The organism is Cobetia sp. 1CM21F, from assembly GCF_023161745.1.
GTDB classification, from domain to species: Bacteria; Pseudomonadota; Gammaproteobacteria; order Pseudomonadales; family Halomonadaceae; genus Cobetia; species Cobetia amphilecti.
This window is the reverse complement of sequence record NZ_JALNTQ010000003.1, coordinates 434430-446718: the sequence shown is the minus strand read 5'-3', so window position 1 is coordinate 446718 and position 12289 is coordinate 434430. Positions and strand designations below refer to the sequence as shown.

Annotated in this window: 7 protein-coding genes; 1 reads left to right on the top strand and 6 read right to left on the bottom strand. The window is 64.3% G+C overall.

What is annotated here, in order from left to right; translation table 11 throughout:
• Positions 1 to 241 precede the first annotated feature (241 nt).
• Positions 242 to 1180 (top strand): transaldolase, encoded by a 939-nt coding sequence (tal, locus tag MSG32_RS13120; protein WP_043333980.1) that lies wholly within the window; start codon positions 242 to 244, stop codon positions 1178 to 1180.
• Positions 1181 to 1371: 191 nt separating this feature from the next.
• Here tal and MSG32_RS13115 read toward each other — a convergent pair whose 3' ends face one another.
• From MSG32_RS13115 to MSG32_RS13090, 6 genes are all read right to left on the bottom strand, one after another.
• Complete coding sequence (locus MSG32_RS13115) at positions 1372 to 1926, bottom strand: STAS domain-containing protein (protein ID WP_043333981.1); 555 nt, start codon at positions 1924 to 1926, stop codon at positions 1372 to 1374.
• On the bottom strand, positions 1919 to 3070 hold the full coding sequence (locus MSG32_RS13110) for a PP2C family protein-serine/threonine phosphatase (RefSeq protein ID WP_043333982.1): 1152 nt from the start codon (positions 3068 to 3070) through the stop codon (positions 1919 to 1921). Before MSG32_RS13110 ends, MSG32_RS13115 begins: the two co-directional genes overlap by 8 nt.
• A gap of 115 nt (positions 3071 to 3185) precedes the next feature.
• The gene (locus MSG32_RS13105; RefSeq protein WP_043333983.1) at positions 3186 to 3947 is read right to left on the bottom strand and encodes a VacJ family lipoprotein; all 762 of its coding nucleotides are present in this window, start codon (positions 3945 to 3947) and stop codon (positions 3186 to 3188) included.
• Between the two features lie 135 nt (positions 3948 to 4082).
• A complete protein-coding gene (locus tag MSG32_RS13100) occupies positions 4083 to 5267 on the bottom strand; it encodes a beta-ketoacyl-ACP synthase III (RefSeq protein WP_054555452.1) in 1185 nt (394 codons plus the stop codon).
• 366 nt (positions 5268 to 5633) lie between these two features.
• Complete coding sequence (hrpA, locus tag MSG32_RS13095; protein WP_248380122.1) at positions 5634 to 9800, bottom strand: ATP-dependent RNA helicase HrpA; 4167 nt, start codon at positions 9798 to 9800, stop codon at positions 5634 to 5636.
• 232 nt (positions 9801 to 10032) lie between these two features.
• Positions 10033 to 11793, bottom strand: coding sequence for an AMP-binding protein (locus MSG32_RS13090; RefSeq protein ID WP_248380120.1), 1761 nt, complete (start codon positions 11791 to 11793; stop codon positions 10033 to 10035).
• Positions 11794 to 12289: the final 496 nt, after the last annotated feature.

Here is a 12289-nt window from a genome sequence, read left to right as displayed (position 1 = left end):
CGCCGCCGCACAATTGATACAGTTGACCTACACAGGTGACGAATGTCACATCACGCTAATGAAATCCCCGCGGATCATCCACTTGGGGCGATCGGCCCGAGATGCCTTCACAGCCGGCAGGCGTGGGTGCACACTCGGTGGCAGCGCTCGCTCCGGCGGCTCCTGCCCTTCACCTCTTGCCTTATTCATGAGGGCCACTCACCCCTTCGGGTGGCTCACGCTCAGTACAGGAAACTCTTGCATGGCACAGGACAAGCTCTCCCAACTCAAGGAAATGACCACCGTCGTCGCCGACACCGGTGACCTCGAGGCCATTCGTCGCTTCGCGCCCACTGATGCTACCACCAACCCGTCACTGATCCTGCAGGCCGCTCAGGACCCGTCACGTCGCGAGCGCCTGACCGAAGTCGCGCGCAAGGCCACCGACATCGATGATGCCGTCGACGCCGTGGCCGTGGATATCGGTACCGAGATCGCCGGCCTGGTGCCGGGCTATGTCTCCACCGAGGTCAGCGCCCGCCTGTCCTTCGATGCCGACGAGACCATCCGTCGCGCGCATCGCATCATCGAGCGCTACGCCGCCAATGGCGTCGGTCAGGAACGCATCCTGATCAAGACCGCCTCCACCTGGGAAGGCATTCGCGCCGCCGAGAAGCTCGAGCGCGAAGGCATCCGCACCAACCTGACGCTGCTGTTCAGCTTCGCCCAGGCCCAGGCCTGTGCCGATGCCGGCGTGACGCTGATCTCGCCCTTCGTCGGTCGTATTCTCGACTGGCACAAGGCCAATCAGCCGGACGCCGACTTCAGCGGCGACAACGACCCGGGCGTGAAGTCCGTCAAGGCCATCTACGAGCACTACAAGGGTCACGGCTACAAGACCATCGTGATGGGCGCCAGCTTCCGCAACACCGGCGAGATCGAAGCACTGGCCGGCTGTGACCGCCTGACCATCTCGCCGGCACTGCTGGGTGAGCTGGCCGAGAGCACCGGCCCGCTGGAACGTCGCCTGCTGGCCGCCGATGCCGAGCAGAACGTGCCGGAAGTGCTGACCGAGTCCAACTTCCGCTGGGACATGAACGAAGACGCCATGGCCACCGAGAAGATGGGCGAAGGTATCCGCAAGTTCATGGCCGATCAGCGCAAGCTCGAGACTCTGCTGGCCGAACTGCGCAGCCACTGAGTCAACGGAGCATAGCGCCGATGATGAGCTCTTGTTAAGCAAGAGCTCATTGAATGGCCAAGGCAACAAAAAGCGCCTGCCGTGTTTCACGGCAGGCGCTTTTTATGCTTTCAGAAACGTGCTGTCTGGATCGCGCTGTCAGGTTCGTGCTTTCAGCAGCGTGCTGTCAGGCTCAACGTCCCAGCGCGCCTTCAGTGCGGCTGGCGATGCTCCTCGCTTTCCAGCAGCTCGATCAGCGGCTGGAATTCCAGGCGGTTGTGGCCGTTCAGGCACATCAACAGCCGGTGAGCCTCGAGAATGCGCCCGCGCAGCTCCTGCTCCTGCTGGGGCGAGGCATCGGCGTCATCCTGAGACTCGTTCAGCGCTGGCGCGTTGCAGCAGGAAGCCCCGTCCAGATCGGCCTGGTCCGCCTCTGGCAGGCTGCCGGCGTCCACGACACTGGCCACCTCGTCGAACCCCATCACCTTGAGCATGGTCAGCACGTCGGGATGGGCAGCCACCACCTGCGCCGGCATCACCAACCGGTCGCGGACCGCCAGCGCCAGCTTGGCCAGAAAGCCCAGTGCGGTGGAATCGACATTGGTCGCTTCGCGCAGATCGATGATCACGCTTTCCAGTCCCTCAACCGCAGCCACGCGCTGTACCTGCTGATCCAGCGTGGCACACAGCGTCAGGCGTACATCACCGGATAGCTTGAGCACGAACAGGCCGTCTTCGAACACGGCCTGGATACGTCCTTCATCCATCATGGAATCCTGTCAGCGTCATCAAGGTAAGGTCATCCGGCAGCTCGCCATCCAGCGCCAGTCCACGACGCAATCCTTGCACATCCTCACTGCTCAGAATCCGTTGATGCAGTGCTCGAGTCCTGTCCTCCAGCGCCTCGCCCGGCAGGCATTCCAGTACACCATCACTGGCCAGCCACAGACGGAAGCGCTCAGGAAGCGCCACACGATACGCTGGATAGCGGGTGTCTGGGAAGAGCCCCACCGGCCGACCGCTGCCTTCCAGCTCACGCAGCTCGCCGTCAGGCGTGACCAGTACCGGCATCGGCAGCTGGGCGCCCAGGGTGTAATGCAGCGTGCGCGTGTCACGGTCCATCACACCACACATCACCGTGGCATGCTTGCCGATACCACTGTCGATCAGTTCACGGTTGAGCAGTGCCAGCCACTCGGGGCCGAAGGTTTCCGGCGTATGTTCCTCCCAGTGGCGGATCGCCCGTGCGAACAGCAGCTTGAGCAGCACGGTCACGAAGGCCGACGAGGCGCCATGCCCGGAGACATCCGCAAAGTAGAACAGGCTGAAGCGTTCGTCGATCGCCTGATACTCGAGGAAGTCACCCGACAGATACAGCGACGGCGACAGGCAGTACTCATAACTGACGCCATTGATGTGCTGCCCGCTCTGGGGCAGCAGACGCTGCTGGATCTGGCCACCGGCCTGCTGGTCCTGACGCAGCAGCGCCAGATGCGTCTCCAGGTGCTCGTTGAGCTCCTCGAGGCGCGCGCGTGCCTTGGCGTGCTCATGGGCCAGCTGGTGATGCTCCGCCGCCCGCTTGAGCAGACTGCGCAATACCGAGCCATGCTCGCGCGGCGAGATGAGGTAATCGACCAGCCCGGCCTCCACCGCCGGCAACAGGCATTCATCGCCACGGCTCTCGGCCACCACCACCGTCGGCAGGCGCTCGGCCAGACGCGCCCACTCATGACTGGAAACGGCCTCGACATGCGCGACCACCACCGCCACCCCGCTGGGCAGTGTCGCGATGCCATCACAGGCCGCCACCGCACAGCGTTCATCCGTCAACAGGTTCGCCAGCGCATCACGCCGCGAGCCGGGAAGATCAATCAGACCGATCAACAGACGCTTGCCTTGCTCATCCGCCATGCCAACCCCTCATTCCCGTCCTTACTGCCATCCACTCGCAGTCTTGATGCTGCTTGCCCTCGCGACCGGCACCACTGACCATTCACGGTACCGGTCGCCTGCTGCGGGTGACGCGTTACTGGCTGTCGTCTTCCGGTGCGAAGGCACCGTCGAGATCGGCATCATCGAAGCTGTCGCTGGCGAAGGGATCATCGCCCAGCTTGCCATCGTTGATCTCGAAGTTGCGGCGCTGCAGGTAGGCATCACGAATGAAGCTGTAACGATCGCCCTGGATCAGCTTCTCCTGCTCGAGCAGCCCGGCACGGGTATCGACCAGATCCAGCGCCTTCAGGCCGTAACGCACCTTGTCGTCTTCGACGTAGTTGACGGGGTCAGCGAAGTAATCCACCGGCATGCCCGCGGTATCACGCACGGTACTCGGACCGAACAGCGGCAGCACGAGATACGGCCCCTGCCCTGCACCCCAGACGGCGAGGGTCTGACCGAAGTCTTCCTCGTCCACTGTCCAGCCAAGTTCGCTGGCCGGGTCGAACAGGCCGCCGATGCCGACGGTGGAGTTGAGCAGCAGACGGCCGGTGGAGACACCGGCATTGGCCCACTTCCACTGCAGCACCGAGTTGAACATGGTGCTGACCTCTCCCAGATTGGAGAAGAAGTTGCCCACGCCATCCTGTACCAGCTCCGGCGTCACATAGTCATAGCCCTGCGCGACCGGCTTGAGAGCATAGCGGTCCAAGGTGTCATTGAAGGTATAGACGTTACGGTTGAAGCCCTCCCAGGGGTCCTGAGGGTTCGGCTCGCTGTCTCCGGTACTGGCGCAACCCGCCAGCAGGGACATGGCCAGCAGTGCCGGCAGGGAAGTCTTGATCGTGTGCATCTCGTCACCTGTAAGTCTATTGGATTCCTGCAGCGGTCCTTGCCACATCCCTGGCTGTCAGGTCCGGTCTTCTTTATACGTTCCGCGCCCGCCAAGAGCCAGCACAGGCCACGTGGATTCGCGCAATGTCCTGCTTCAACCGCAGCGTTTCAGCAGCACGCTGCCGGCACTGTAGCCTGCCCCGAAAGAACACAATACCCCCAGGCTCCCCGGCGCCAGATCAGCGTGATGGAGATGGAAGGCGATCACCGAGCCCGCGGAGCTAGTATTGGCGTAGCGATCGAGAATGATCGGCGCTTCCTCGCTCGACGGGTCACGCCCGAGCACGCGACGCGCGATCATGTCGTTCATGTGGCGGTTGGCCTGGTGCAGCCACATGCGATCAAGATCACCGCCGTCTGCCTCGATCTCGCCCAGATGGGTGGTGATCAGCTCGGCCACCATCGGGCAGACCTCGCGGAAGACACGACGCCCTTCCTGGATGAACAGCTTGTCATCGGCCTTTACACGATGGCTTGCGCTGTCGAGTGTCATCGCGGATGCGACGTCGTCCTCAAGCACCGCCGTGCGATTGAGGAAGCCGAAATTGTTGCGTATCGCATTGGAGAAGCGCGTCACCAGGCGCGTGCCGAGCACCTCGAAGCCATCGGTGCGCGTGGCGACATCCGCCGCTTCCAGCACCACGGCCGTGCAAGCATCCCCGAAGATGAAGTGGCTGTCACGGTCGCGGAAGTTGAGATGCGCACTGCAGATCTCCGGATTGACCATCAGCACACGCCTGGCACTGCCGCTGCGAATCGCGTTGGCGGCGGTCTCGATGCCGAAGGTGGCGGAGCTGCACGCCACGTTCATGTCGAAGGCATAGCCACCGGCCTCGAGCGCGGCCTGCAGTTCCACCGCCACCGCCGGATAGGGGCGCTCGAGGTTGGAACAGGCCACGATGACCAGATCCAGGTCCGCGGCGTTGACGCCCGCCGCCGCCAGCGCTTCACGCGCGGCCGCCACACCCATCTCGCACTGCACCGAGGGCTGGTCATTGGCGCGCGCCGGCAGGCGTGGGCGCATGCGCTCCGGGTCGAGAATGCCCTCGGCATCCAGCACGTAGCGGCTGTGGATACCCGAGGCCTTGACGATGAATTCGGCGCTGGACTCAGTGCGTGCCTCACGCTCACCACGTGCGATAGCGTCGGCATTGGCGGCATTGTCCGCCGCCACCCAGGCATTGAAGGAGGCCACCAATGCCTCGTTGCTGATGGCATTGGGCGGCGTGTAGAGCCCGCTGCCGGTGATCAGTACGCGATGATTGCCACTGGCGCTCATGGACTGAGCGGCGTTGGCGTGTTGCGTCTCGGCAGCGTGATCATTGTCATTGTTTGGCATGCATCCACTCCTGACAGTGCTATCCCGCGGGATATCACCAGAATTGAGCGGGGCACGACCCGGCGCCGCGTCGTCATGCCCCATGTTCAGTGTACGCTGTCTCGGCGATTCCAGACGCCCGAGTCAGCATTTGTCGGGCGAGCACAGTGAATGCTTAAACAGCAATTCCTGTCTGCAGCTTGGGCCATCCCGCCGCGGCACGCCTCCACGTACCGGTCACGCAAGCCCCTGATGCCACGCACAGCGCCCTGGAATGGCCCCAGCCAAGGCAGAGCTTCAGCCAGGACAGAGCCCAGCCTCAGGACATCAGCGGCGTGCCATCAGCTCCTGCCAGCGCTTCTCGAGGCGCTTGGCGGAGACGGTCTCCAGGGTGCCGAGCTGCTGGGCAAACAGCGAGACGCGCAGTTCCTGCAGCCACCAGCCGAACTCTTCCAGCTCCGCATCCGGCAGCCCCTGCTCGCGCGCCTTGCTCAGGCGGGCATCAAGGCGGGATTCGAAGCCCTTGACCTCCTCCATGTCACGCTGGTCGCGCATGCGCTCACGCGGCGCCTTGTCGAGACGGATCAGCATCGCCTCCACATAGCGCGGCAGCTGATGCAGCCATTCACCGGAGGCCTGAATGAAGCCCGGCGTGATCAGGCGCGCCTGCTGGGCCTTGAGGTCAGCCACCACCAGCGCCATCGAGAAGTCGATCTTGCCCTTGAGGCGCTTGGATAGCTCCAGATGCTGCTTGAGCGCGGCTTCCAGCGGCTTGAGCAGCGCCTCGGCGTGCGGCACCAGATCGGCCCGCTTGTCATCGAGACGCGCCTGCAATTCGCTGCGCGAACGCGGCAGCGGCTCGACGGCCATCACCTGCTCGAAGACGCTGTAGATGAAGTCATCCGCCAGCTGGCGACGCGTGCCGACCTTGGCGAACAGCAACGCACAGCGCTCCAGCGCCTTGAGGTCACGGTCCAGATAGCGCACCTGGTCCGGCAGGCGTGCCATCGCCAGACGCGTGATGCCATCACGGTGCGCGGCGGCGGCCTTGGCCGGATGATCGAACAGCTCCACGCTCAGATTCTGCTCGACCTGAGCCGTCGCGCTGGCAGGCGCATGGCTGGACGGCGCGCTGTTCTTGCCGGTCTTGCGCGCCAGCTTGCGCTGCTTGGCGCTCATGCCGCTGTCGGCAGGCGCTGCCGCCTTCACCACCAGCGCCGGATAGGCCTCGACGCGGATGCCCGCCTGGGTGGTGCTGTGCGAGGTGGCGATCGGCGTCTCCGGCAGATCCTCCAGCACTTCGCTGTCGGCTTCACGGCTGCGACTGGCCATCGCCCGCGCGGCGGCCGCGGCCGAGTCCTTGAAGCGTGCTTCCAGCGCCTCGAGATCACGCCCTTCGCCCAGCACCTTGCCGTCCTGATCGACGATGCGCAGGTTCATCTTCAGGTGCGGTTCCAGCGTTTCGGGCGCCCAGGCATCCTGCGGCAGGCGCAGGCCAGTCTTGACGCGCATGAACTCGGCCAGCGCATCGGTCAGCGGCACGTCGTCCGGGGTCAGCGCCTCAAGTGCGGCATCGACCCAGTTGGGAATCGGCACCACCTGCTTGCGGTACTGCTTGGGCAGCGACTTCATCAACGCGATGGCCTTGTCGCGCAACAGCCCCGGTACCAGCCATTCGATGCGATAGCGCGGCAGCTGCGAGAGCATCGCCGCCGGCACGATCATCGTCACGCCGTCATCCACCGCACCGGGCGCGAAGTGATAGCTCAGCGGGTAGGCGACGCTGTTGTGGTGCAGCTGTTCGGGGTAGCGCGCGACGGTGACTTCCTCGGCGTCGCGCGCCATCAGGTCGTCGAGATTCAGATGCAGGACATCGGGGTTGTCGCGCTCGGCCTCCTTGCGCCACTTGTCGAAGCTGCGCCCGTTGTAGATGCCTTCCGGAATCCGCTCGGCATAGAAGGCGAACAGCGTCTCTTCGTCGACGAGGATGTCACGCTTGCGCGCACGGTCCTCAAGCTCACCGACCTCATCCATCAGGCCGCGATTGTGGGCGAAGAACGGCGCACGGGTCTGGAATTCGCCCTCGACCAGCGCACGGCGAATGAACAGCTCGCGAGACTCTTCCGGCGCCAGCGGGCCGTAATGCACCTTGCGCGCGGTGACGATGGGCAGCCCGAACAGGGTCACCTGCTCACTGGCGACCACCTGGGCACGCTTCATCTCCCAGTGCGGCTCGCTGTAGCTGCGCTTGACCAGATGCTCGGCCAGCGGCTCGACCCACTCGGGCTTGATCGCCGCGACCTGACGCGCGTAGAGCTTGGTGGTCTCGACCATCTCGGCCGCCATTACCCATTTGGGCGACTTCTTGGCCACACCGGAACCCGGGTGGACGAAGAAGCGTCGGTTGCGCGCGCCGAGATACTCGCGATTTGCCTGCTTGAGGCCAAGATTGGAGAGCAGCCCGGTCAACAGCGCGCGATGCAGTGACTCGTGATCGATGGCCACCGACGGGCGGCGGCCCTGCCCCGGTGAGGCCAGCACCCGCGCGGTGACCTCGGCCTGCGCCTCGGCGTCGCGCTCATGCTGGGCGCTGGTCATCTCCAGCCCCAGGTCGCGCGTCAGCTGCTTGAGCTGACGGAAGGTGTCATGCCACTCGCGCAGGCGCAGATAGTTGAGGAAGCGCGCCTTGCACCAGCGGCGCAGCGGGTTGGCACCCAAGGCATCACGCGCCAGTTCGAAGCCTTCCCACAGATTCAGCCAGCTGACGAAGTCGGAATTGTCATCATCCCACTCATGGTGGATCTGATCGGCCTGCTGGCGCTTGTCGGCAGGGCGCTCGCGCGGGTCCTGGATCGACAGCGCGCTGACGATGATCAGCACTTCACGCAGGCAGCCGCGCGAGGCGCCCTCAAGCACCATGCGCGCCAGACGCGGGTCGATGGGCAGACGCGCCAGGGTGCGGCCATCACGGCTCAGGCGGTTGTGTTCATCCACCGCGCCCAGTTCGCGCAGCAGGCGGAAGCCATCGGTGACGAAGCGCGAATCCGGCGCATCGACGAAGGGAAACTTCTCGATATCGCCGAGCTTGAGCGACAGCATCGACAGGATCACCGAGGCCAGGTTGGTGCGCTGGATTTCCGGCTCGGTATATTCCGGGCGCGCGAGGAAGTCCTCCTCGCTGTATAGGCGGATACACAGGCCTTCGGCGATACGCCCGCAGCGGCCCTTGCGCTGGTTGGCGCTGGCCTGGCTGATCGGTTCCACCGGCAGACGCTGGATCTTGGAGCGATAGCTGTAGCGGCTGATGCGCACCAGACCCGGGTCGATCACGTAGCGGATACCCGGCACGGTCAGCGAGGTCTCGGCGACATTGGTGGCCAGCACGATGCGGCGACCACGATGCGGCTGGAAGACGCGGTTCTGCTCTTCGTTGGAGAGGCGCGCGTACAGCGGCAGCACCTCGGTATCACGCAGCTGGGCGCGACGCAGGGTGTCCGCGGTGGCGCGGATCTCGCGCTCGCCGGGCAGGAAGATCAGCACGTCACGCGGGCCCCGCATCCAGCCCTTCTCGCGCTCGATCACCGACAGCTCTTCCACCGCGCGCAGGATACCCTCCTGCAGGCTGAGGTCTTCCTCATCCTCGGCATCGCGCACCAGCGGCAGGTACTGGGTCTCGACCGGGAAGTTGCGCCCGCTGACCGAGACGATGGGCGCCGGCGTGCCATCCTGGGCCGCGAAGTGCTGACTGAAGCGCTCCACATCGATGGTCGCCGAGGTGATGATGATCTTGAGGTCCGGGCGGCGCGCGGTGAGACGCTTGAGGTAACCGAGCAGGAAGTCGATATTCAGACTGCGCTCGTGGGCCTCATCGATGATGATCGCCTCATAGCGGCTCAGGTCCGGGTCATGCTGGGTTTCCGCCAGGAGGATACCGTCGGTCATCAGCTTGATCAGCGTCGACGGGCCGGTGGTGTCGTTGAAGCGCACCTGATACCCGACCGTCTCGCCGAGTGTCGTCTCGAGCTCCTCGGCCAGACGCGCCGCCACCGAGCGCGCCGCCAGACGGCGTGGCTGGGTGTGACCGATCAGGCCATTGCGCCCCAGCCCCATCTCCAGACACAGCTTGGGCAACTGGGTAGTCTTGCCCGAGCCGGTCTCACCGGCGACCACCACGATCTGATGCTCGGCAAGCGCGGCGAGGATGTCTTCGCGACGCTCCACCACCGGCAGTTCCGGCGGATAGTTGAGCGCGGCGGGTGTCTGCCAGCGTGCCAGTGCCGTCTCGCGCGCGGCGCGCTGGGCGATGCTCGCCTCCAGGCGGCTCTCGATGTCGTTGATGGCACGATCGACCGGTTTGCCTTCCTTGAGACGCCGCCGCAGGCCAGCCAGGCGCTTGCCAAGCTCGCGCTGATCACGGCTCAGGGCGCGTTCAAGGCGAGCCGCGAGGGCTTCAAGACGCGCATGTTCGGACGGTGCGGTAGCGGTGTCGCTCAAGGACTGCCTCTTCTCAACCAGCGACCACACGCCACGCGCGCAGCCGGATACTCTCGGGAATTCAGCCTCACGCTCGCCTGCACGGGGCAGCAAGCCATGACGCCTGAATGACAAAACGGCCCGTCAACAAGTGACGGGCCGTCCATTGTAGCCCTGCGCGTAGCCGCGCCCAACCTTGGCGGCGCTTGTTCCCTGCCATGCCACCGGCTCAGCGCTGCCCTCAGTACTGTCCTCAGTGCTCGCGTAGCGGCGTATTGCCACCGCTTTCTTCGCTGTCGCGCAGCTCACGGCGCAGCACCTTGCCGACGTTGGTCTTGGGCAGTTCATCGCGGAATTCGACGAAGCGCGGCACCTTGTAGCCGGTCAGCTGCTCCTTGCACCAGCTGCGCAGGCTGTCGCGATCCAGATCCGGGTTGCTGGAGACCACGAACAGCTTGATCGCCTCGCCGCTCTGCTCGTCCGGCACGCCCACGGCCGCCGCCTCGACGATATCCGGATGGCCGCTGACCACGTCCTCGATCTCGTTGGGGAACACATTGAAGCCGGAGACGATGATCATGTCCTTCTTGCGATCGACGATGCGCACGAAGTCATCTTGCTGGATGACCGCGATATCGCCGGTGCGGATGAAGCCCTCGTCATCCATCGCCTCACGCGTGGCATCGTCACGCTGCCAGTAGCCCTTCATCACCTGGGGGCCGCGCACGCACAGCTCGCCCGGCGCATCGCGCCCCAGCGTCACACCATCGGCGTCCACCACCTTGAGCTCGGTGCCCGGCACCGGCTTGCCGATGGTGCCCAGCTGCAGCTCGCGCGGCGGATTGAAGCTGACGATGGGCGAGGTCTCGGTCATGCCGTAGCCCTCGGCGATCGGGCAGCCGGTGACGGCTTCCCAGCGTTCGGCCGCGCTGCGCGTCAGCGCCATGCCGCCGGAGATGGTCAGCTTGAGACTCGAGAAGTCCAGCGCCCTGAAGTCATCACGCTGACACAGCGCCGAGAACAGCGTGTTGAGGCCGACGAAGGCGGTGAACGGTGTCCTGGCCAGTGTCTTGATGAAGCCATCGATATCGCGCGGATTGGTGATCAGCACGCTGTGGTTACCGCTCTCCATGCTGTAGAGGCAATTCACCGTGAAGGTATAGATGTGATAGACCGGCAGCGGCGCGATCAGCACCTCCTGGCCTTCATTGAGCACATCACTGATCACGCCGCGCGCCTGCAGCATGTTGGCGACCAGATTGCGGTGGGTCAGCATGGTGCCCTTGGCAACCCCGGTGGTGCCGCCGGTGTACTGCAGCGCGGCGATGTCCTCGGGCTGGCGCATGACACGTGTGTGCGAGAGCCCCGCCCCGCGCTTGAGCACGTCACGCAGGCCGTGTGCCTCGGGCAGGTGGTACTTCGGCACCATCTTCTTGACGTAGCGCACCGCCAGATTGATCAGCGGACGCTTGGGGAAATCATGCAGGTCACCGATCTCGGTGATGATGACCTCCTCGATGTCGGTACGCTTGAGCACCTTCTCGAGCTTGTCCGCCATGTTGGCCAGAATCACGATGGCGCGGGCGCCGGAGTCATGGAACTGGTGCTGCATCTCGCGCTCGGTGTAGAGCGGGTTGGTGTTGACCACCACCAGACCGGCGCGCAGCGCGCCGAATACCGCCACCGGGAACTGCAGCAGGTTCGGCAGCTGGATGGCGATGCGGTCACCGGGCTCAAGGCCGGTCTCGTGTTCCAGCCAGGCGGCGAAATTGCGCGACAGGCGGTCCACATCGGCGTAGCTGAGCGTCTTGTCCATGCAGCTGAAGGCCGGACGCTCGGCATAGTTGGCGCAGCTGGCCTCGAAGACCTCGAGAATCGAGGGGTAATCCTCGAGACCGGACAACGGCTCACCACTGACGATCAGGTTGGCGTCCCCGGTCACGGGGCCAGCGTGATCAGACGCCTTGTCGGCTTCCGGGTCTGCCGAGGCGTTGGCAGGATTGGCATCATGCATGGCTTGGGCTCCATGACTGCATTCGTCTGCTGGATCGTGGCCGGGCGCGGAGTCTTTCACTGGCAGCCACAGGCGAGAATTCAGCACTTGTTGTTATCAGGGCGTCACGCCCACATGTGAACAATGACATGAATGACGGCGTGATGGGGAAAAGGACGGCGCGACAACGCGCGCGCAGGTGCCGGCAATACACCGACGACACCCCGGCAAGAACCTCCAGGGCCGCCGCGCTTCACCTTAACCAGTCACGCCAATGATGTAAAACGACCGATTGAAACCATCGTTCACATCCGAAAAAGTCTCGTTGAATCAGATCACTACTCTTGTACGACCTTGGTCAGAGACTAGCCACGACTGCCAACCTTGCCATGTCGTTATGCGCTTCAGGCCTTTGAGTCGCGCTCGGCTAGCCCTTAACCTTATGCTCATACAGTCGCGACAGCCGCTGCTGAGCGCCATCACTTCACTCAAGCAGCGGGCATGCTCGCTGTCTAGC